Here is a 21368-nt window from a genome sequence, read left to right as displayed (position 1 = left end):
GGAGCGGATGCTGCTACTCGACCGTGACCGACTTCGCGAGGTTGCGGGGCTGGTCGACGTCGAGGCCCTTGGCCGTCGCGAGACCCATCGCGAAGATGTGCAGCGGCACGACGGCCAGGAGCGGCTCGAAGAACGGGCCGGCCAGCGGGATTCGGAGCACCTCGTCGGCCTTGGGCAGCACCGCGGCGTCGCCCTCTTCGGCGATCGCGATGACGCGGGCGCCGCGGGCGCGGATCTCCTCGATCGAGGAGATGACCTTCTTGTGCATCTCGGCCGAGCTGATCGGCGACGGAACCACGACGAACACCGGCTGACCGGGCTCGATGAGCGCGATCGGGCCGTGCTTGAGCTCACCCGCAGCGAAGCCCTCGGCGTGGATGTACGCGAGCTCCTTGAGCTTGAGCGCGCCCTCGAGCGCGATCGGGAAGCCGACGTGGCGACCGAGGAACAGCACCGAGCGGGTGTCGGCCATCCAGTGGGCGAACTGCTCGATGCGCGGCTGCTCGCGCTCGAGGATCTGTGCGATCTTCCCAGGGATGGCTTCGAGCTCGCGCACGTGATCGGCGGCGTCCGCCGCGGTGATCGCGCCACGGACGCGGCCGATGTGCAGGGCCATCAGGTACAGCGCCGTGATCTGCGCGACGAAGGCCTTGGTCGAGGCGACCGCGACCTCGGGCCCGGCGTGCGTGTAGACGATCGCGTCGGACTCGCGCGGGATCGTGGCACCCTGCGTGTTGCAGACCGACAGGGTCTTCGCACCGTGCTCGCGCGCGTACTTGACGGCCATGAGGGTGTCCATGGTCTCGCCCGACTGGCTGATCGAGACGACGAGGGTGTCGGGGCCGATCACCGGGTCGCGGTAGCGGAACTCGTGGGCGAGCTCGACGTCGACGGGGATGCGGGTCCACTGCTCGATGGCGTACTTGCCGACCTGGCCGGCGTAGGCCGCGGTGCCGCAGGCGATGACGATGATGCGCGAGACGCCGGCGAAGAGCTCGTCGAGTCCGTCGAGCTCGGGGATCACGACCTCGCCGTCACGGACGCGGCCGCGCAGCGTGTTGGCGACCGCCTCGGGCTCTTCGGAGATCTCCTTGGCCATGAACGACGACCAGCCGCCCTTCTCGGCGGCGGACGCGTCCCACGTCACCTCGAACGGCTCGACCTCGACCGGGTTGCCGGCGAAGTCGGTGACCGTCACGGCTCCAGGGGTGATCGCGACGATCTGGTCCTGGCCGATCGCGAGGGCGTTGCGGGTGTGCTCGACGAAGGCGGCGACATCCGATCCGAGGAAGTTCTCCCCCTCGCCCAGGCCGATCACGAGCGGCGAGTTGCGACGGGCGCCGACGACGAGTCCCGGCTGGTCCTCGTGCATCGCCAGGAGGGTGAAGGCGCCCTCGAGGCGCGAGACGACGGCGCGGAACGCGGCCTCGAGGTCACCGGCGCGACGGTACTCGCGGCCGAGGAGCACGGCGGCGACCTCGGTGTCGGTCTCGCTGCGAAAGGTGAAACCGTCCGCGAGGAGCTCGTCCTTGAGCTCGGAGAAGTTCTCGATGATGCCGTTGTGGATGACGGCGAGCCTGTCGTCGTCGGCGAGGTGCGGGTGCGCGTTGCCGTCGGTCGGTCCGCCGTGCGTCGCCCAGCGGGTGTGGCCGATCCCGGTCGTGCCGTCGGCGAGCGGGTGGGCGGCGAGGTCGTCGCGCAGCACCTTGAGCTTGCCGGCGCGCTTGCGCACCCCGAGTCCGCCGTCGCCGTCGATCACGGCGATCCCCGCGGAGTCGTATCCGCGGTATTCCAGTCGCGAAAGCCCCGAGATCAGGACGGCCTGGCTCTGGCGCGGGCCCACGTATCCGACGATTCCACACATGCCGACAATGGTAGGCGGGCGGTTTCGCAAGGCTCCCTTACGAATCCAGAATCCCTGTTCAGTGAGGAATACGGATGCTGCGGCCCGGGGTGTCAGAGCTTGCGCAGGAGCACCGTCTCCACGGTGTGGTCGGCCGCCTTCTGCAGCACCAGGTTCGCACGGTGGCGGGTGGGGAGCACGTTCTCCTCGAGGTTCGGGAGGTTGATCGCGTTCCAGAAGCCGAGGGCGCGCTCCACCGCTTCCTCGTCCGACAGCTGCGCGAAGACGTTGAAGAACGAGCTCGGGTTGCTGAACGCGGCCCGGCGCAGGGCGAGGAAGCGGTCCACGTACCACTGCGCGATGTGCGCAGCATCCGCATCGACGTAGATCGAGAAGTCGAACAGGTCGCTGACGGCGACGTCGTTCGGGGTGGGCGGCGGCTGCAGCACGTTGAGGCCCTCGACGATGACGATGTCGGGGCGGCGCACGGTGACGACCGCGTCGGGCACGATGTCGTACCGCATGTGCGAGTAGAACGGCGCCCTCACCTCGGGCGCCCCGCTCTTCACCTCGGTGAGGAACGACACGAGCGCGCGGCGGTCGTACGACTCGGGGAAGCCCTTGCGGTCCATGAGGCCGCGGCGCTCGAGCTCGGCGTTCGGGTACAGGAACCCGTCGGTCGTGATGAGCTCGACGCGGGGGGTTCCAGGCCAGCGGGAGGTGAGCTCGCGCAGGAGGCGCGCGATCGTGGACTTGCCGACCGCGACCGAGCCCGCGACGCCGACGATGAAGGGGGTGGTGGAGTCCGCCTCGCCGAGGAATGCGGACTCCTCGCCGCCGAGACGCTTCGTCGACTCCGCGTACAGCGACAGCAGTCGCGACAGCGGCACGTACACCTGCTCCACCTCGGCCATGTCGAGGCGGTCGCCGAGTCCGCGGATCTGCACGATCTCGGTCTCGGACAGTGGCTGCGTCATGCCTGACGCCAGACGTGCCCAGTCGGCACGGTCGATCTCGCGGTACAGCGAGAGTGCGGGGGCGACTGCGGTCGCTTCGTCGGCGGACATCGCGCCCATCGTAGCCCGTCGTCCCGCTACTCTTTTTGCGTGCGCCTCGGAGTTCTCGACATCGGCTCGAACACCGTCCACCTGCTGGTCGCCGACGTCCGCCCCGGCGGCCGGCCTCTCGCCACGACGAGTCAGCGCACGGTGCTGCGGCTGATGCGCTACCTCGCGCCCGACGGCTCGATCACCGAGGAGGGCGTCACGGCGCTCGTCGGCGCGGTGACCGAGGCGCGCAAGATCGCGGCGGCCGAGTCGGTCGACGAGCTCCTCGCGACAGCCACGAGCGCCGTGCGCGAGGCGAAGAACGGCCCCGAGGTCATCGCGCTCATCGAGGGGGCCCTCGGCCAGCCGCTGCAGGTGCTGGGCGGCGAGACCGAGGCGCGGTACACGTTCCTCGCGGTGCGCCGCTGGTTCGGGTGGGCTGCCGGGCAGATCCTGCTGTTCGACATCGGCGGCGGCTCGCTCGAGATCGCCGCCGGAGCCGACGAACTGCCCGAGCAGGCAGCATCCGTCCCCCTCGGTGCCGGGCGTATGACGGTGCAGTTCCTTCCCGACGACCCGCCGGGCGAAGCTGCCGTCGAGAAGCTGCGCGACCACGCGCGCGCCACCCTCGCCCCGGTGGCCGCGTCGTTCGGCTCGCTGGCTCGCCCGGATCACGTCGTGGGCTCGTCGAAGGCGATCCGGTCGCTCGCGAAGCTGGTCGGCTATCCGGTTCCGGGCTGGTCGGGAATTGAACGGATGCTGCTCCCCCGCGCCGCGCTCGGCTCGTGGATCCCACGCCTGGCCCGCATTCCCGCGTCGGCGCGGCAGGAGCTACCGGGCATCACGCCGGACCGCACGTTCCAGATCGTCGCCGGCGCCGTCGTGCTGCACGAGGCGATGCGCGCGATGGACGTGGACGAGCTCGAGGTCTCACCGTGGGCTCTGCGCGAAGGCGTGCTGCTGCGCTACATCGAGTCGCTCAGCTGGAGCGCGCCGAGCGCCTGACCGGGACTCGCGAAGGGGTGGGTTTCCGCCCGCCCGGACGGCGATCCGCCGCGCGGTTACGCCTCGATCGCCTCGGTGTACGCGGTGTAGATGCCGTAGACCGCGATCCCGGCGAGATGCCACTCGCGAGGCCCCTCCGGACCGAGGGCGGAGACACGCGGCGCGTCGACCATCGCCGGGTTGATGCGGCGGTGGTCGCTCATGCCGTCGACCATCGCCATGATGGCCACGGCCAGGTCGCGCTCGTCGACGCCGTCGCGCATGCGGAGCCCGAAGGCGCCGTTGAGCACCCGGTACGTCTCGGCCATCCGGGTCAGGTACCGGTCCTCGATCTCCGACAGCAGCGCGCGGATCTCGTCACCGCCCGGCACGGCGTCGCCGCTGGAGAGCGCCGCCGACATCGCCCGGTAGGCGCGGAACGCCACGGTGTGCTCCACCGCGGTCATGTTGTGCGACACGGTGACCCGCAGCGCCTCCCGGAGCGCCATCTGCCGCCCCTCGGGAGTGCTCATCGCCTCGGGGTCGCCGGCGATCGCCTCCTCGAGGCGGCGGAGCGTCTCGCCGTCGAAGCCGGTGTCGAAGCCCGGGTCTGCTTCGAACAGCGCGCGCACGAGGTCGGCGACGAACGCCACGCGGTCGGGCCAGATGCGGAAGACGGTCGAGCGCGGCACGCCCGCGGTGCGGATCAGATCCTCGAGCTCGATGTTGGCGTAGTCGAGCAGCAGGCCCTCTTCTTTGACGCGGTCGACGGCGACCGCGAGCATGAGGGCTCGCGTCTCGCCCGCAGGCCGCCGCGATCGGGATTCGGGTTGCTCCACCCCTTGATTATCGCCCTCGGCGCGCTGTCCGGTAGGCCTCTTCGCCCCCGCAGAAAGTCGCGGTGCCGGGTCCCCACAACCCGGCACCGACTAGATCGAACGCGACGGCATGGGGCCACCGGCAAGATCGGTGTGCAGGAGCCCCCCGACTCGTGCACGCATTCCACACTAGAGACTGGAAGTCTCATATCTCAAGTCCGAACGCACAGGTGTTGCACCGGCGTCAGTCCGAGAGAACGACCTGATCGACCATGAGGTGTCCCCACTGTCCGGTCGCGTCATCCAGAATCTGGAACTGCGCGGTCCGTCCGGCGAGATCGCGCAGATCCCACGCGACGTGGCGCAGGTCACCGGAGTTCGCGCCGGTCGCCGTGCGGACCGGCTGCCCGTCGACGAGCAGCTGCACCGAGGTGGCGGGTTCCACGCCGAGCGGGTGATAGCCACCGCCGATGAGCAGATGCAGGAAGTTCCTGTCGATCGTGAACGCCGGCGAGGTGATCGTGCCCGAGGCCGGGTCGCCTTCGCCCACGAACGTGTCGGCGACGCGCGCGCCGACCTGTCCGCGCAGGTCGGCCGCGCTCGGTCCTGCACCGAGGAAGCTGCCGGTCGCCGTCCATCCCTGCCCCCACGTGTGACCCTCGAAATCGGCGATCACCCGGGCCGGACGCTGCACGACGCTGCCGAACTCGGTGATCGTCAGGTCGCGGAACACAGCGGACCCGCCCGAGGAGTAGAGAGCGATGCCGTCGTCGCCGGGCGGCGCGAAGAGCTGACTCGAGTGGACGTATCTCCCGTCGTCGACGAAGACCTCGATCGTGGTGCGGTCGACCAGGATGCGCAGATGCACCGTGTCGGCGCCGCCGTCGAAGGGCGTGCGGCTCTCGGTCTTCCAGGTTCCGGCCGGGTAGCCGGTCTGGCCGCGGTTCAGGTAGGCGTACGTGCCGGTCACGCCGACATCGGCGTGGCGCGTCCCGTCGGCCGAGCGCCGCAGCTGCAGGCCGATGTTGGTCGCGGTCTCCCACGTCACGTCCGCCTCGACCTGGTACGCGTCGCCCTCGTGGGCGAGCGGCAGGAAGCCGTCGACGCGCACGTCGCCGAGCTCGGTCCGCCCGGTCGTGATGTCGGCGAGCGCCGCCACCGGCTGCGACACCAGGCTGAACGTCGAGCCGTACCTCGTGAGGCGGATCTCGCGCGTGATCGAGTCGGTGCCGTTGAAGCCGTCCGCCGTCCAGGTCGGGGTCGAGTGCGCGTAATCCCAGTTGTTCATCCAGCCCACGGCGTAGCGGCGGTCCAGCGGCGCGGCGGGATCCTCCCACGTCACCGCGCCATACCAGTCGAACCCGTGGTCGAGCCATTGCGGGGCGCTCTGGTCGAACGTGAACGACGTGCCGTCGAACGATCCCGTCCAGTAAGCGAAGGTCGCGGGTTCTCCGGTCGCATACCCGTTCGCACTGACGCCGAACACCCACTTCATCGTGCCGTCGTCCGCGCGGATCCGGAACAGGTCCGGACATTCGATCGTGCCGATGCCGGGGTTCACGTACTCCCACGTGCGGGACCAGGTCTTGAGGTCCGGCGACGTGTAGAAGCTCACCCGGTCGCGCTCGGCGATCAGCGCCACCCAGCGGCCGCGCTCGGCATCCCACACGACCTTCGGATCGCGGAAGTCCGCGCGACCGCCGTTCGGGATCACCGGCTCGTCGCCGTACGGGCGGAAGTTGCGACCCCCGTCCGTCGAGTACCAGAGGAACTGCGCCTGGGGTCCGGACGCGTTCGCCTGCTGCGCCGGCGTGGGGTGGTCCATCTGGGTGACGAGCATCACCACGGCGCCGGCACCGAACCCGGCCGTGTTCGCCGCGTCGACGACGGTCGATCCCGACCAGAGGTCGTAGTTCGCGTTCGTCTTCTTGGGCGCGGCGACGCCCTGGTCAGCGAAGACGACGCCGTCGTACGAGGTCGCGAGCCGCCACTCCGTGCCGAAGTTCGCGGCCGGATCCGCGTTGTAGTCGCTGTTGTAGAGGTAGTAGTAGTGGAATTTGCCGTCCACGAAGACCGGCCGCTGGGGGTCGTTCTTCCAGTGGTCGGGCACCGTGAAGTGGTACTGCGCGCGGTACTCGTCGGCGGAATCGGCCACCGCAGCCACCGCGGCGGCCGTTTCAGACGAGCCACCCCCGAGGCCACTCGCCAGTCCGACCCCGATCACCGCGAGTGCACCCGTGACGCGGCGCACCCGTCGCGGCCTGATTGCTGACTCCATCGTCATCCTCTCTCGTGCGAGCGTCGTGGTCCGCCGAAGCGGAAGCGGCCGGGGCCCGCCCGCGGAGCCCCGCCGTTCCCCAGGTTGAGTTAGTGCGGGCGGGCGTCAGACGACCGGGAGGCGCCCACCTCCTCGCGGCGGACGAGTCGTCCGCCGTCCCACTGCACCGGCATCGGGTCGGTGACGCCGCCCAGGAACCGCCCGTCCTCGCCGATGTTGCGGAAGGCGAAGAGCAGCCACTCGCCGTCCGAGCGTCGCTGCAGCAGGCGCCCGACGTAGAGGCGCTCATCGGTCAGCGGGTACGCGGCGTCGATGTCGAACGGCCCGAGGAGGCTCTCCGCGGGCACCACCCACGTGCCGCCGGCTGCGGCGCGACGGGACGCTGTGCTCTGCTCCTTCAGGCACGAGAAGATCACCACCGGCCGCCCGTCGACGACCTCGGCCTGCAGCACCTCGAGCTGCCCGAAGCCCTCGGCACTGGGCGCACTGAGCGGTTCGCGCAGCTCCCACGTGCGCAGGTCCGCCGACCACGCGTGCCCGATGACGCCGCGCCCGTCGACCGGTCCCTCCGGCGCACGGGCGGTGATGAGCATGTGCCACCCGTTCCCGTCCGGGTCGGCGAACACCCACGGGTCGCGGAAGGCCTCGTCGTGCCAGGCGCCGCTCGAGAGCTTCTCGTACCAGGGCGCCGCCGCCTCGAGCACCGGCCCGTCGGCCTTCGTCCACGTGAAGAGGTCGGGCGACGTGGCGTAGCCGATCCGCTGCACGTTCTGCCCGCCGAGGGCGAGAGTGGCACCGGTGTAGAACATGAACCACGTCCCGTCCGGGTGCCGCACGACCGACCCCGTCCACGTCGCGAGCTCATCGAAGGCGGGCGCGTCGCTGCGCACCAGCGCATCGGCGACCTGCGTCCACTCGACGAGGTCGGTCGAGACCGCGTGGCCGACGGAGGCACGGTAGTGACGGGCCTCGGGGTCGTGCAGGGCGCGCGAGGCGTAGAGGAAGAAGAGGTGGTACCGCTCGCCGTCGTCGGCGAACCAGTAGTCCCACACCCAGGAATCGGGGAGGTCGAACACGAGAGTTCCTTCGAGAGTCGTGCGCGGTGGATCGCGCGATGGGGTGCCCCTCCGCCGGGCGGGCGGGGAGTGCGAACGGGTGAAGCGGCGGCTAGTGCGACGCCGGCGCGGCGAGCTCGGCGCGTCGGGGCGGATCGGCGCCCGGTCGCGACACCGTGATCGCCGCCGCGTGGGCTGATCTCCGGAGGAGGGATTCAACGGCGGAGGAATGGATGCTGCCGCCCGCTGTCTCGAGCGACGCTCGCAGTTCGTCGCTGCCGACGATGCTGTCGATGAGCACGCCCATGAACGTGTCGCCGGCGCCGACCGTGTCGACCACCTCGGTCAGGACGGCGGGCACGGCGACCGCGCCGTCGGCTGTCACGCCGATCGCGCCGTCCTGACCGAGGGTGACGACAACGAGACGCGGGCCACCAGCGACCCATTCCCGGGCGACCTCCACGAGATCACGCCCCGGGTGGAGCCAGCGGAGGTCTTCGTCGCTCGCCTTCACGACGTCGGCGAGCTCGACCAGTGCGGCGACGCGGTCCCGGACGCGGTCCGGGTCGTCGACGAGCGACGGCCGGATATTGGGGTCGTAGGTCACGATCGCCCGTCCCCGCACCGCTCGCACGAGTGCCGCCACCTGCCCGGCGCCGGGCTCGAGCACCGCGGCGACGGAGCCGACGTGCACGACGTCGGCCTCCCCCGCGAGTGCCTCGAGGCGCGTGAGATCCGCCCCGAGATCCCACTCGAGATCGAAGTCGTACGCGGCGGCACCGCTCGAATCGAGGTGGGCGGCGGCCGTCGACGTGCGCGCCGCCGGTACGGCCACCACGTCGACATCCGACTCCTCGAGCCACCGCCGCACGCGGGCACCTCGGTCGTCCTCCGCCAGGCGGGTGATCAGCGTCGGGCGCCGTCCCAGCCTTCCGAGCGTGAGCGCGGTGTTGGCGGGGCTGCCGCCGGGCGCCTCCTCGACGACGCCGTCCGCACGGTGGACGATGTCGACCAGGGCCTCGCCGACGACCACGAGGCGCAGCATCCGTTCCGTCATCCCTTCACCCCGCTCGCGGCGATGCTGCTCACGAACGCCCGCTGGAAGACGAGGAACACGATGAGCACAGGGATCGTGATGAGGGAGGTGTAGGCCATCACCTCGCCCCACGCGGTGTTCAGCTGGAAGAAGTACTGCATGCCGACCATGACGGGCCGGAGCTCTTCCTTCTGCACGACCATGAGGGGCCAGAGGTACTGGTTCCACGCGGGCAGGAAGGTGAGGATCGCCACGGTCGCGAAGGCCGGACCCGACAGCGGCACGAGGATGCGCCGATAGATCGTGAACCAGCTCGCGCCGTCGATGCGCGCCGCCTCGTCGAGCGACCTCGGGATCGTGGAGAAGTACTGCGTGAACAGGAAGATCGAGAACGCGTTCGCGATGAACGGCACGATCTGCACCTCGTAGGTGTTCAGCCAGCCGAAGTCGTACTTCAGCACGCCGCCCTCGATCACGAGGGTCGGAAGCTGGGCGACCCAGTAGACCATCGGCACGGCGATCGTCTCGAACGGGACGATGAGCGTCGCGATGATGAGCGCGAGCACGACGATCCGGCCCTTCCACGCCAGGCGCGAGAGCGCGAAGCCGGCCATCGAGTTCACGATGAGGCCGAGCCCGACCGTCAGCACCGTCACGAGCACGGAATTGAACAGGAACTGGGCGACCGGCACCCGGTCGAACACCCCGAAGTAGTTGTCGAGGCTGATGTCGCCGACCGGCAGGAACGCCGCCGGCGAGTCGATGTCCTGCAGGATCTGGCTGTCGGGCTTGAGGCTCGACACGAACATGAAGACCAGCGGGAACAGGAAGATGATCCCGAACAGCGACAGGGCGAGGTAGAGGAAGATCCTGCCGCGCAGGCGCTGCGACCTCTCGCTCCGCGCGGGCGCCGGGCGCGCGGCACGACGCGGCGATCCGGCGGGAGCCGTCGTCAGAGTCTGGGTAGCGGTCATGTCAGTCCTTCTCTCGCGTGATCCGGCGCTGGATGAGCGCGATGGCGAGGACCGCGACGAAGAAGATCAAGGAGATCGCCGCCGCGTACCCGATCTCCTGCTGCTCGTACCCCTTGCGCACGGCGTGGAAGACGATGGTCGAGGTCGAGTTCACGGGCCCGCCCTGGGTCATGACGTCGATCTGCACGAACAGGCCGAGGGCGGCGATGGTGATCGTGACGAGGACGAACACCATGGTGGGCCGAAGGCCCGGCCACGTGACGTTCGTGAACTGGCGCCACGGGCTCGCGCCGTCCATCTTGGCGGCCTCGTAGAGCTCCTCGGGGATCGTCTGCAGACCCGCGAGCCAGATGATCATGTGGAAGCCGACGGCCTGCCAGATCGACAGCACGATGATCGCGCCGAGCGCCGTCTTCGGGTCGTTCAGCCAGTCGACGTTCGACCACGCCCCGAAGGTGAGCGCATCGAACATCGCGTTGATGAGGCCGTCCTTCTGGTACATGAACTTCCACAGGATCGAGACCACGACGATCGAGGTCACGACGGGGATGAAGAAGATCACGCGGAAGGCGGTGACGCCGCGCATGCGCCGGTTGACGAGCACCGCGAGGAGCAGCCCGAGCGCGGCCTGCACCGGCACGACCACGACCGCGAACACCGCGGTGTTGCCCACCGACTGCACGAACACCGGGTCGGCGGTGAAGGCGCGGATGAAGTTGTCGAAGCCGACGAACCGCGGCGGGTTCGGCGAGATGAGGCGGGCGTTCGTGAACGACAGCGCGAACGCGAGGACGACCGGGATCACGAGGAACAGCACGAGGAGGATGCCCGCGGGGGCGATCATCCCGAGTCCTGCCCAGGTCTCGCGACCCTTGATGGAGCGGAAGCGACGGTAGGCGCGCCGAGGCTCTTCGGCGGCGACCGTCGGAGGAGTGACAGTCATGACAGATCTCTCGGAGAGTGCGCCGGCGGGGACTCGAGGTCCCCGCCGGCACGGTGGATCACTGGAAGCCGTAGCCGTCGTTCGAGGCGATGTTGGCGTCGATCTCCGACACCGCACGATCGAGCGTCTCCTGGACGTCGGCGCCGTTCATGATGTCCTTCGCCGCCGTCTCGAACGTCGTCGAGATGACCGCGTACGCCGGCGTCTCGGGGCGCAGCACCGCGTACTGCTCGGAGAACTCCACGAACGGGCGCAGGGCGCCGTCGTCGCCGAAGTACTCCGACGCCTGAGCGGCGGCATCCGTCGCGGGGATCACGACCTGCTTGTCGGCGAACTCGGTGATGTACTCGTCCTGGAAGCTGAACTCGAGGTACGCGCGAGCACCGTCGGCGTCGTTGCACTCCGACGAGATCGCCCACTGCCACGAGCCGCCGCCGATCTTCGGGCCGTTGCCGAGGTCCGGCGGGGGCAGGATCAGCAGGTCGTCGCCGACCTCGTCGAGCGCGGCCACGGCGTTCCAGACGCCGGTGTAGCTGAGCGCCACCTCGTCGTCGATGAACTCCTGGTTGCCGACGGTGCCGCTGTTGCCGGCGTACCCGTCGGCGAAGAGACCGGCGAACCAGTCGCCCCACGCGACCGCCTCGGGTCCGTTGAGGGCGCCGTCTGCCGAGAGCATCGTGTCGCGGTCGATGAGGTCACCGCCGAAGCTCTGCAGGAACGGCGAGTAGGCGTAGGGCCACCACTCGCCCGTGTCTTCGGCGCCGATGTCGATCGGCGTCTCGTAGCCGGCGTCCTTGAGCGTGGCGAGCGCCGCGTCGAACTCGTCCGCGGTCCACGGCTCCTCGATCGTCGGGATGCGGATGCCATTGGCGTCGAGAACAGACTTGCGCGCGAAGATGCCGAGTGCGGCATCCCAGTAGCCGGCCGAGTAGATCTCGTCGTCCCACACGCCCACCGCCGTCGGCAGCAGCGAGTCGGTGATCTCGGTCGGCAGGCCCAGCGGCTGCAGGTAGCCGGCCCATGCCCAGTTCGGCATGATCGGGCCGTCGAGGTCGAGGAGGCAGGGCAGATCACCGGATGCTGCGGCCGCGACGATCGCGTCGTTGTAGGCGCCCTGCGGGAACGACTCGTGCACGACCTCGTAATCGTCCTGCGATTCGTTGAAGTCGGAGATGATCTGCTCGTAGACCTCCAGCTCGGCGGGGTTGCCCGCCGAGTGGGTCCACATCGTCAACTGTGTGCGGCCGTCCGCGGTGGTGGCGTCGCCTTGGCCGGCTTGCCCGCAGCCGGTCAGGGCGATCGCCGTGACCAGGCCCGCGGACACGAGGATCGGGGTCCTTGTGCGCATTGTTGTGGTTTCCTTTTCTTGGTGACTCACGCCCGCGTGGGTCACCGATCGGGGGCCGCCTGTGGCGGCCGCTCGGTGTGTGAAGCCCGTCGCCGGTTCGGTTTGGCGACTTGCGCCGGCGGCGGGCCTACGGAGTCTCGTCGGATGACGGGACACTCCATCAGGTGCGTGGCGTCCTCATCCCCTTCCGCGCGGACGCCGAGCGCGACCTCCATCGCCCAGCGGCCCATGGCGTAATGGGGCAAGGCGACGGTGGTGAGTGGGGGATCCTGTTCCGCGGCGATCAGCTGCTGGTCGTCGTAGCCGACGACCGACAGATCACCCGGGATGTCGAGGCCGCGGCGGTGTGCGGCGATGTACACGCCGGCCGCCATGCGGTCGTTGAAGCAGAAGATGCCGGTGGGACGCTGCTCTTCGGGGAGGTCGAGCAGGAGCGCGGCCCCCGCCCGGCCGCCGTGCGCCGAGGTCTCACCGGTGACATGGAGCGCCGGATCGGCCGGGATGCCGGCTTCGGCGAGCGCCTCGAGGTATCCCTCGTGGCGCAGGCGCGAGGCGATGGGCAGCGGGTCGTCGGTGTCGAGGTAGGCGATGCGCCGGTGGCCGGCGGCGACGAGCTCGCGCACGGCGGCTGCTCCCCCGGCGCGGTCATCGGGCACGACGCTGCGGTAGCCGCCGTCCGCGGGCCGGCAGTCCAGCAGCACCGTCTTGGCAAGGACGCCCTGCGGGACGTCGACGATCCGGTGCCACATGCACGCGTAGATCATCGCGTCGACCTGCTGCGCGGCCAGCGCGTCGATGGCCTCACGCTCGATGGCGGCATCGCCGCCGGTGTCGAGCAGGTAGACGAGGTGGCCGTTCTCGCGTGCCGCATCCTGCGCACCGGCGAGCATGCGCCCGGCGAACGGGGTGGTCGCGATCTGGTCGGAGATGAGTCCGACCGTGCGCGTGCGCTGCGTGCGGAGCCCTCGCGCCACCGAGCTGGGGGCATACCCGACCGCGCGCGCCGCGTCGCGGACGCGCTGGCGCGTCTCGTCCGAGATGCGCGACTCGACGTCGTTCATGACGAGCGAGACCGTGGTCACCGAGACGCCGGCTGCCGCCGCGACGTCTGAGATACGGGCCCTCGCCATGAGAGACACTCCCTTGTGCTAAATCGATTTATCGAGCGGGTTTGATTATGGACCGCCCGACGGCGGGTCGTCAAGTGCGGGGTTTGGCGAACTTCATGCACGTGGATCCAGGTGTGCGGGAACGCCTCGCACGTGCAACGATGAGGTCGCTATGCAAATCGATTTGCATAGCTGAGAATCCAAGGAGCGAATCAGAAATGCACACTCCCCCGAAGAAGGTCAGGCGCGCCCTGACCGGCGGTCTCACCGCCGCCGCGGTCGCAGCATCCGTGCTCGTCGGCCTGCCCGCGGCAGCCGCCGCGGCGCCCGCTGCGACGGCGGTTCCCGACCTGCAGGACGGTCCCCAGCCGACCGAGCACACGCAGCAGGCGTACGACCCCGAAGACGACTTCACCGCGAAGTGGACCCGCGCGGACGCCCGGCAGCTCAAGCGCCTGTCGGACCCGACCGCGGGCTCGAAGCAGAACTCGATGCCCGCCGAGCTCACGATGCCCGCGGTCCCGCAGGACTTCCCCGACATGAGCAACGAGGAGGTCTGGGTCTGGGACTCGTGGCCGCTGACCGATGAGGACGCCAACCAGTACAGCGTCAACGGCCAGGAGATCATCTTCTCGCTGGTGGCCGACCGCAACCTCGTCTTCGACGAGCGGCACGTGTTCGCGAAGATCGGCTACTTCTATCGTCCCGCCGGCGTCCCCGCCGACGAGCGCCCCGAGAACGGCGGCTGGACATATGGCGGCCTCGTCTTCGACGAAGGCGTGACCGGCAAGATCTTCCCCGACCAGTCGTACAGCCACCAGACCCAGTGGTCTGGTTCGGCGCGCATCTCGAAGAGCGGCGAGATCAAGCTGTTCTTCACCGACGTCGCGTTCTACCGCAACGAGGACGGCAGCAACCGCAAGCCCTATGACCCGCGCATCGCGCTGAGCGTCGGCAAGGTGCACGCCAACAAGCACGGCGTGAAGCTGACCGGCTTCGACAAGGTCACCGACCTGCTGCAGGCCGATGGCACGTACTACCAGACCGGTACGCAGAACGAGTTCTTCAACTTCCGCGACCCGTTCACGTTCGAGGACCCGGCTCACCCCGGTGAGACCTACATGGTCTTCGAGGGCAACTCCGCCATGCCCCGCGAGACGGCGACGTGCAACGAAGAGGACCTCGGCTACCGCGAGGGCGATCCCTTCGCAGAGTCGGTCGACCAGGTGAACGCCTCGGGCGCCACGTACCAGATCGGCAACGTCGGTCTCGCGAAGGCGAAGAACAAGGACCTCACCGAGTGGGAGTTCCTGCCGCCCATCCTGTCGGCGAACTGCGTCACCGACCAGACCGAGCGTCCGCAGATCTACATGAAGGACGGCAAGTACTACCTCTTCACGATCAGCCACCGTGGCACGTTCGCGAACGGCATCGATGGTCCCGAGGGTGTCTACGGGTTCGTCGGTGACGGCATCCGCAGCGACTACCAGCCGATGAACTCCGGTTCGGGCCTGGCACTGGGCAACCCGACGAATCTGAACTTCGCGGGCGGGCAGCCGTTCGCCCCGGACTTCAACCAGCCGATCGGGCATTTCCAGGCGTACTCGCACTACGTGATGCCCGGCGGACTGGTGCAGTCGTTCATCGACACGATCGGCACCGAGGGCGACTTCCGCCGCGGCGGCACGCTCGCGCCGACCGTCAAGATCGACATCGACGGCGCCTCGTCGGCTGTCGACTACTCATACGGCAACGGCGGGCTCGGCGGCTACGCCGACATCCCGGCGAACATCAACGTCAACCCGGGCGGCAAGGTCACGCCGCTGCCGTGACCTGATCGACGGTCGAGCGGATGCCTCGGCACGGCCCCGTGCCGAGGCATCCGTTCTCCCCCCGTTCCCCCGTCTCCCCCTGCCCTCCCTGGCAGACACCACGATCGCCACGAGACACCTCGCCGGCGCGCCGTGTTCGACGCCGCTGCGGTGTTCACCCCCTGACCCACCCCGCCCGCAACCGGAAGGAGCCTGCGATGCATGCTCACGACGTCCGCACCTCTACCCCGCGTCGACGCGCCCTGCTCTGGGCGGCGGCGGCCATCGCTATGGTCGCGATCGCGCTCGGAGCGGCGGTCGCGGTGCTGCGACCCTCAGACGGCGGGACGGATGCTGCGCCCTCACCGTCCGCGACGGCGGACGCGTCCGAGCGGCCGGCGGACTGGTCTCCGCACCGGCCGGCCGTGCACCTCACGCCCGACAGCAACTGGATGAACGACCCGCAGAAGCCGTTCCTCCTCGACGGCGTGTGGCACTACTACTACCTCTACAACGCCGACTACCCCGACGGGAACGGCACCGCGTGGTACCACGCGACCTCGACCGACCTCGTGCACTGGAGGGACGAGGGCGTCGCGATCGACAAGTACACGAACGGGCTCGGCGACATCTGGACCGGCACCGCGGTCGTCGACGAGAAGAACACGGCCGGGTTCGGCGAGGGTGCTGTGATCGCGCTGGTGACGCAGCAGGTGGACGGCGTGCAGCGCCAGTCCCTGTTCGTCTCGCGCGACGGCGGCTACCGCTTCGAGTCGTTCGAGGGCAATCCCGTGATGGACAACCCCGGTGTCGCCGACTGGCGCGACCCCCGCGTGTTCTGGGACGACGCGGCCGGGCACTGGGTGATGGCCCTCGCCGAGCACGACCGGATCGGGTTCTACACGTCGCCGAACCTTCGCTCGTGGACGTACGCGTCCGACTTCGTCACGGCCGACCTCGGGGTGCTGGAGTGCCCCGACCTGTTCCCGATGGCGGTCGACGGCGACCCCGACGACGTGCGCTGGGTGCTCGTCGCGGGCGCGAACGGCGCCGCCGAGGGCAGAACCACGGGCACCGCGTACTGGGTGGGCGAGTGGGACGGCGAGCGCTTCACCGCCGACGGCACCGGCCACCAGTGGCTGGACCACGGCCCCGACTACTACGCGGCCGTCACGTGGGACGACCCGCGTCTCGATGAGACCGAGCGCCTCGCGTCGCGGTACGGCATCGGGTGGATGAACAACTGGGCCTACGCCGGCAGCTTCCCGACCGAGGACTGGCACGGCGGATCGGATTCGCTCGTGCGGACGATCACGCTGCACGACGACGAGGGGCGGGCGACGCTGCATTCGACGCCGGCGCCCGAGCTCGATGCGGTCTCGGGTGACACCGAGAGCCTCGACGATGCGCAGCTGCGCGAGGGCGACACCGTGGACGTCACGGTGCCGGCATCCGGTGCGTATCGACTGCGATTGGATGCTGCGAGCCCGGGCGGTGAACTCCGGGTGAAGGTCCTGACGGGCGACGGCAGCTTCGCGACGGTCGGCTACGACTTCGCGGCACGGTCGGTGTTCGTCGCACGCGACGCCGACGGGGTCGCCGGCACGATGCCCGAGGCGTACCGCGAGGTGCGCACGGCGGCCGTGGACGTCACCGACGGGCGGATCGAGCTCGACATCGTGGTGGACGCCGCCTCGATCGAGGTCTTCGCGGGCGGCGGGCGCGCCGCGCTCACGATGGCGACGTTCGGCACGGCGGGCGAACGAGGGCTTCAGCTCGAGGGGGCGCGCGAGCACGTTGCCGTCACTGGTGCCGCTCTCACGCCGCTGCGGATCGCGCCGGTGGAGCGGGAATCGACGGGTCGATAGCGACGGGCGACGGGCTGACGCCGGTAGCGGCGGTCCGACGCGTCGTCGTGGCAGATCAGCGAGTCGCGGGGGCGGCCACCGAGTCGCGTTCGACGAGCCAGCCTCGGAGCAGGTGCAGGCCCTCGCCGAGCGCGGGCGCCGTGCCGTCGATCCGGTCGAGCAGGCGCGTCATCCCCCACCGGCCCATCTCGTCGTGGGGCAGCGCGATCGTCGTGAGCCCGGGGTCGAGCGCGTCGGCGACGGGATGCAGGTCGTCGATCCCCACGATGGAGAGGCCTTGCGGGACGGGGATGCCCCGGCGAGCGGCGGCCTGCATCACGCCCATCGCGATCTGGTCGTTGAAGCAGATCACCGCCGTGGGCGGGACCGGCTGATCGAGGAGTCGTCCGCCCGCTTCGCGACCGCCCGCGGCGTCGGATGCGCAGAAGTCGAGGCGCCCGTCGGCCAGGGCGATGCCCGCGTCGCCGAGAGCGGATCGCACGCCGATCAGGCGGCCACGAGCGGCGCGGGACTCGTCGACGGTCCCGACATACGCGATCTCGCGGTGCCCCTCGCGGGTGAGCCGCTCGCAGGCGAGCGCGGCGATCTGCGCCTCGTCGGGCACGACGGCGTCGACCTCCCAGCCGGGCTCCGGTGCCGCGTCGACGAGCACGACGGGCACGCCGTCGGGCACGTCGGGCCGCTCGACGCGCTGGTGATACATCCGTGCGATCAAGAGGCCGTCGACGCGCTGCGCGAGGAACCGTGCGACGAGGTCGCTCTCGGCGTCGGCATCGCCGCCGCTCTCGGCAACCATCAGCAGCACGTCGCGCTCGAGGCCGGCCCGACGAGCGCCCTCGATGATGCGGCCGGCGAACGGGGTCGCCGCAAGGTCGTCGCCGATCAGGCCGATGATCCCGGTGCGGCGGCGGCGCAGGCCGCTGGCCACCCGGTCGGGCACGTATCCGAGTTCGCGCGCCACGGCGAGGATCCGTTCGCGCGTCTCGGCGTTCACCGCCCGCGCGCCGCTCAGCGCATGCGAGACCGTCGTCGCCGAGACGCCCGCGGCGGCGGCCACATCGCTGACGCGCGCGCGCCCGCCGGTCTTCCCAGACATACGCCCAGCCTATGGCGCGCGGCCGGCGCGATCCGGAATCCGGTGTTGCGGCCGCTCTCCGGAGCGGTCCGCGCCCGCGGATCCGGAGAACGCGCAGAGGTCCGAATTCCGGATCCGCGGGGATGCGACGCGACCGGGTGGGCGGACGGATGCTGCGCCCGTGCGCGCTGCGCGATCCTCAGCGCACGACGGCGGTGACGGTGGCGAGTCGCGCCAGCACCTCCTGGCTGATGGAGCCGAGGAGGAAGCGTGCGAGTGCGCCCCGGCCGTGCGATCCGACCACGGCGAGCCGTGCCGAAGCCGCGAGCTCGTTGATGATGTGCGACGGATAGCCGCGCTCGACGCGGCGCACGATCTCCAGGTCGGGGTATTGCGAGCCGAGTCCCGCGAGCGAGAGCCCGAGTGCCTCGGCCGTGAGCTTCTCCATGTTCTCGAGGTACTGCACGGGGTACGCGCCCATGTTGCGCGGAACTTCGAGCGGGGTCCATACCGCCACGGCGATGAGCGGCTCGCCGAGTCGATCGGCCTCCGCTGCGGCGAAGGCGACGGCCTTCTCCGACACCGAAGACCCGTCGACGCCGACGACGACGCCGGCGCGACCCGAGACGTCGACGTCGGGAACGACGACGACGGGGCAGTGCGCTCCGGCCGCGATGCGCAATCCGTGAGCGCCACGGCGGTGCGCCCCGCTGCCGGTGTGATCGCTGCCGATGACGAGGAGCGACGCGTGAGCGGAGGCCTCCGTGAGCACCGCGACAGGACTGCCGCGATCGACGCGCATGTAGACCTTCAGACCGAGGCGAGGAAGAGCGGATGCGGTGGCCTCGACCCGCTCCCGGGCCGCGGCGACGGCGGCGTCCAGCACCTCGTCCTCCCCGACCGCGCCGACGGCTCCGCCGACGACCTCGATGAGCTTGAGCGGCAGGCGATGAGCGGACGCGCGCTTCACCGCCCATTCCACTGCGCGCTGCGCGGCAGGGGCATCCGTTACTCCCACGACGATCGGTTCACCCACGTTGGCTCCTCTCGGATGCCTCCACGTTAGCCCGCCGGCACGCCGCAGCGCGGGATGTCGGCCCGTGAGAAATCCGCGCGCCGATCAGGAGTTGTCGGGCCACGGCCAGGGCCACGGCCACTCGCCGCCGGGGCCTGGTTGGGGCTCCGGTTCGGGCTCCGGTTCAGGCTGCGGTTCCGGTTGCGGTTCGGGCTGTGGTTCCGGTTGGGGCGCCGGTTCGGGAACCGTGGACTGTCCTGTCCCCGGGGCCGGCTGCGGCGCGGGTGCGGGATCGGGCACGGCGGCCTCCGTCCGCGGGGAGCGGGGCGTCTGTGCGCGCTGCTCCTCCAGCTCGCGCAGCCGCAGCTGCTCCGCGGCCACCTTGGCCTGTTCGTCGCGCAGCGCCGCCACGGCGGCGGCGTATGATCCCATGGCTTCCAGCGCAGCCGCTTGGTCCGTGGCCGCCGCGGCGCCGCCGGCAGCGCCGCGGACGGCGTCGTGCAGGGGCGCAGCGGGCAGCGGGTTCTCTGCCACGATCCGCTCGGCCCACGCGGGCAGCGAGTCTCCGAGAGCGAAGAGCGCGGAGCGTGCCTCCTCGATTTGCCCCTCCAAAGCCGCCGCGGCGGCGCGCGTATCCGAGGCGGCCGCGGCGAGCTGATCCCGGTGGGCAGCGGCGGCCGCGGCGCCGGTCGTGAGCGCCGTGAGATCGGTGGTGTCGATCTCGGCGGGAGCGTACTGGGCCGTCTCGGCCGCGGGCTCGGCGAGCCCCTGCGCCGTGAGCGCATCGAGTGCCGCCTGCGCCGCGAGCCGCGACGTTTCGTCGCTCACGCCCGCGAGCTGGGCGAGCACCGGGCCGACAGCTGCAACGGCCTCTTGACTCTGCGCGCCGACCGCGCGGTAGTCGAGCGTCGCGGCGTCCAGGTCGCTCTGCGAATCTGCGACCGCCTGCTCGGCCGCATCCCACTGAGCGACGGCGGCGACGAGGCGATCGCGAGCCTGGGCAGATTGCACGGTGAGGGCTCCGCCGATGGCGACCGCCGCGACGACGAGGACGGATGCTGCGACCAGCCCCCACTTCACCGCGCCCCTGCGGCGTGCCGGGCGAGAGGAACGCGGCGCGGCCGCAGTCGTGCCCGAGTGAGCGGATCGCGCCGTGGCAGGCGCGAGCGTCGGCTTCTCTTCCGGATCTGCGATCGGTGCCGGCGTCATCGTCGCCGTTGCCTGCGCGGCGGCCCGGTCTCCACCCCAGATCACCGCAGGTATCTCCGACGCCGTCCCCCACGCGGCGGCCGGGTCCCCAGACCCGACCTCCGTAGGCGTCTCCGGCGCCGTCCCCAACGTCGGAGCCGGGTCCCCCGGCCTCACCACCGCAGGCATCGCGGGCGCCATCCCCGACGCCTGGGCTGAACCCCCGGTTCCCACCACCGCAGGCATCTGCGGCGCCGCGCCCCACGCGGCGGCCGGGTCCCCAGACCCGACCACCGCCGGCACCTCGGGTGCCATCCCCAACGCGGTGTGCGGATCCCCACCGCCGACCACCGCTGGCGCCGAGGGCGCCGTCCCCAATTCCTTGGCCGAATCCCTGATCACCGCGGGCATCTTCGGCGCCGCCAGCGCGGCGGCCGGGTCCCCAGGCCCGACCGCCGCAGTCTGAGGAGCGGCGTCGAGCTCAGCGGTCTCGGCCGTCGCGATCGCAGCGGTCGGCGCAATCGCGGCAACGGTTGCTTCACGGATCACTGTCGGCCCACGCTCGGCTTCGTGCGCGCCGTCGGCCTGCAGCGCGTCGAGCGGAGCGGGTGACACCCGTCCCTTCCCCTCCGTTCGCCCTGGAGCAGCCTCTGGCGCGCTCGCCCCCAGCGGCGCCGCGGCGGCGCTCTGCGCACTCGTTCGCGCGGTCACCGCGCCCGAAGAAACGGTGACCAGCCCGGCGACCGTCGGCGCCGATGCGGGCAGGGTCACGGCCGCTGCTCCATGGCGAGCCATCAGACGAGCGCTGGCCGCCGTCATGGCGATCGGCTGCTGGCGCTCCCCGGCGGCGAGGGGGCCGAACAGACCGGCCAGCGCCTCTTCGCGAGCGCGTTCGGCCTCCAGGTCGCTCTGATCCGCGGCATCCCGCGGTCGATCGCTGTGTGGCACGCGAGGCTTGCTGCGAACGCCCATGCTCG

At 70.4% G+C, this 21368-nt stretch carries 16 protein-coding genes; 3 read left to right on the top strand and 13 right to left on the bottom strand.

What is annotated here, in order from left to right:
- Positions 1-13: 13 nt before the first annotated feature.
- Complete coding sequence (glmS, locus tag ACVN90_RS03610; protein WP_475100812.1) at positions 14-1864, bottom strand: glutamine--fructose-6-phosphate transaminase (isomerizing); 1851 nt, start codon at positions 1862-1864, stop codon at positions 14-16.
- 92 nt (positions 1865-1956) lie between these two features.
- Positions 1957-2910, bottom strand: a complete 954-nt coding sequence (coaA, locus tag ACVN90_RS03605; protein WP_475100811.1) for a type I pantothenate kinase — start codon at positions 2908-2910, stop codon at positions 1957-1959.
- Between the two features lie 39 nt (positions 2911-2949).
- Between coaA and ACVN90_RS03600 the strand changes: the two genes are divergently transcribed.
- Positions 2950-3894, top strand: coding sequence for a Ppx/GppA phosphatase family protein (locus tag ACVN90_RS03600; protein ID WP_475100810.1), 945 nt, complete (start codon positions 2950-2952; stop codon positions 3892-3894).
- 56 nt (positions 3895-3950) lie between these two features.
- Here ACVN90_RS03600 and ACVN90_RS03595 read toward each other — a convergent pair whose 3' ends face one another.
- The 8 genes from ACVN90_RS03595 to ACVN90_RS03560 all read right to left on the bottom strand — a co-directional run bounded on the left by ACVN90_RS03595 (position 3951) and on the right by ACVN90_RS03560 (position 13455).
- Positions 3951-4712 (bottom strand): hypothetical protein, encoded by a 762-nt coding sequence (locus ACVN90_RS03595; RefSeq protein ID WP_475100809.1) that lies wholly within the window; start codon positions 4710-4712, stop codon positions 3951-3953.
- A gap of 223 nt (positions 4713-4935) precedes the next feature.
- Entirely contained in the window at positions 4936-6969 is a 2034-nt protein-coding gene (locus ACVN90_RS03590; protein WP_475100808.1) for a glycoside hydrolase family 32 protein, read from the bottom strand.
- An 89-nt stretch (positions 6970-7058) separates the two neighbouring features.
- Entirely contained in the window at positions 7059-8045 is a 987-nt protein-coding gene (locus ACVN90_RS03585) for a glycosyl hydrolase family 32 (protein WP_475100807.1), read from the bottom strand.
- A gap of 91 nt (positions 8046-8136) precedes the next feature.
- Positions 8137-9081, bottom strand: coding sequence for a carbohydrate kinase family protein (locus tag ACVN90_RS03580; protein WP_475100806.1), 945 nt, complete (start codon positions 9079-9081; stop codon positions 8137-8139).
- Positions 9078-10034 (bottom strand): carbohydrate ABC transporter permease, encoded by a 957-nt coding sequence (locus ACVN90_RS03575; protein ID WP_475100805.1) that lies wholly within the window; start codon positions 10032-10034, stop codon positions 9078-9080. Before ACVN90_RS03575 ends, ACVN90_RS03580 begins: the two co-directional genes overlap by 4 nt.
- Before the next feature lies 1 nt (position 10035).
- On the bottom strand, positions 10036-10977 hold the full coding sequence (locus tag ACVN90_RS03570) for a carbohydrate ABC transporter permease (RefSeq protein ID WP_475100804.1): 942 nt from the start codon (positions 10975-10977) through the stop codon (positions 10036-10038).
- 58 nt (positions 10978-11035) lie between these two features.
- The gene (locus ACVN90_RS03565; protein WP_475100803.1) at positions 11036-12325 is read right to left on the bottom strand and encodes a sugar ABC transporter substrate-binding protein; all 1290 of its coding nucleotides are present in this window, start codon (positions 12323-12325) and stop codon (positions 11036-11038) included.
- A gap of 41 nt (positions 12326-12366) precedes the next feature.
- Complete coding sequence (locus tag ACVN90_RS03560) at positions 12367-13455, bottom strand: LacI family DNA-binding transcriptional regulator (RefSeq protein WP_475100802.1); 1089 nt, start codon at positions 13453-13455, stop codon at positions 12367-12369.
- Positions 13456-13652: 197 nt separating this feature from the next.
- Here ACVN90_RS03560 and ACVN90_RS03555 point away from each other — a divergent pair, with 197 nt between their 5' ends.
- Both ACVN90_RS03555 and ACVN90_RS03550 read left to right on the top strand, forming a co-directional pair.
- The gene (locus ACVN90_RS03555; RefSeq protein ID WP_475100801.1) at positions 13653-15266 is read left to right on the top strand and encodes a glycoside hydrolase family 68 protein; all 1614 of its coding nucleotides are present in this window, start codon (positions 13653-13655) and stop codon (positions 15264-15266) included.
- 197 nt (positions 15267-15463) lie between these two features.
- Positions 15464-17113 carry a glycoside hydrolase family 32 protein gene (locus ACVN90_RS03550; RefSeq protein ID WP_475100800.1) on the top strand — a complete coding sequence of 550 codons (1650 nt, stop codon included), beginning with the start codon at positions 15464-15466 and terminating at the stop codon, positions 17111-17113.
- Between the two features lie 55 nt (positions 17114-17168).
- Here ACVN90_RS03550 and ACVN90_RS03545 read toward each other — a convergent pair whose 3' ends face one another.
- The 3 genes from ACVN90_RS03545 to ACVN90_RS03535 form a co-directional block, all read right to left on the bottom strand.
- Positions 17169-18209 carry a LacI family DNA-binding transcriptional regulator gene (locus ACVN90_RS03545; protein ID WP_475100799.1) on the bottom strand — a complete coding sequence of 347 codons (1041 nt, stop codon included), beginning with the start codon at positions 18207-18209 and terminating at the stop codon, positions 17169-17171.
- A 178-nt stretch (positions 18210-18387) separates the two neighbouring features.
- Entirely contained in the window at positions 18388-19224 is an 837-nt protein-coding gene (locus tag ACVN90_RS03540; protein WP_475100798.1) for a universal stress protein, read from the bottom strand.
- 84 nt (positions 19225-19308) lie between these two features.
- Complete coding sequence (locus ACVN90_RS03535) at positions 19309-21339, bottom strand: hypothetical protein (protein ID WP_475100797.1); 2031 nt, start codon at positions 21337-21339, stop codon at positions 19309-19311.
- Positions 21340-21368 lie beyond the last annotated feature (29 nt).

This window comes from Microbacterium sp. F01, from assembly GCF_056156365.1.
This window is presented reverse-complemented; position numbering and strand designations above follow the sequence as displayed.

What these genes read in the sequence shown, in the direction of transcription:
- glmS (WP_475100812.1), bottom strand. Translation starts at nt 1,864, where the DNA reads ATGTGTGGAATCGTCGGATACGTGGGCCCGCGCCAGAGCCAGGCCGTC.
- coaA (WP_475100811.1), bottom strand. Translation starts at nt 2,910, where the DNA reads ATGTCCGCCGACGAAGCGACCGCAGTCGCCCCCGCACTCTCGCTGTAC.
- ACVN90_RS03590 (WP_475100808.1), bottom strand. Translation starts at nt 6,969, where the DNA reads ATGGAGTCAGCAATCAGGCCGCGACGGGTGCGCCGCGTCACGGGTGCA.
- ACVN90_RS03580 (WP_475100806.1), bottom strand. Translation starts at nt 9,081, where the DNA reads ATGACGGAACGGATGCTGCGCCTCGTGGTCGTCGGCGAGGCCCTGGTC.
- ACVN90_RS03575 (WP_475100805.1), bottom strand. Translation starts at nt 10,034, where the DNA reads ATGACCGCTACCCAGACTCTGACGACGGCTCCCGCCGGATCGCCGCGT.
- ACVN90_RS03570 (WP_475100804.1), bottom strand. Translation starts at nt 10,977, where the DNA reads ATGACTGTCACTCCTCCGACGGTCGCCGCCGAAGAGCCTCGGCGCGCC.
- ACVN90_RS03565 (WP_475100803.1), bottom strand. Translation starts at nt 12,325, where the DNA reads ATGCGCACAAGGACCCCGATCCTCGTGTCCGCGGGCCTGGTCACGGCG.
- ACVN90_RS03560 (WP_475100802.1), bottom strand. Translation starts at nt 13,455, where the DNA reads ATGGCGAGGGCCCGTATCTCAGACGTCGCGGCGGCAGCCGGCGTCTCG.
- ACVN90_RS03555 (WP_475100801.1), top strand. Translation starts at nt 13,653, where the DNA reads ATGCACACTCCCCCGAAGAAGGTCAGGCGCGCCCTGACCGGCGGTCTC.
- ACVN90_RS03550 (WP_475100800.1), top strand. Translation starts at nt 15,464, where the DNA reads ATGCATGCTCACGACGTCCGCACCTCTACCCCGCGTCGACGCGCCCTG.
- ACVN90_RS03545 (WP_475100799.1), bottom strand. Translation starts at nt 18,209, where the DNA reads ATGTCTGGGAAGACCGGCGGGCGCGCGCGCGTCAGCGATGTGGCCGCC.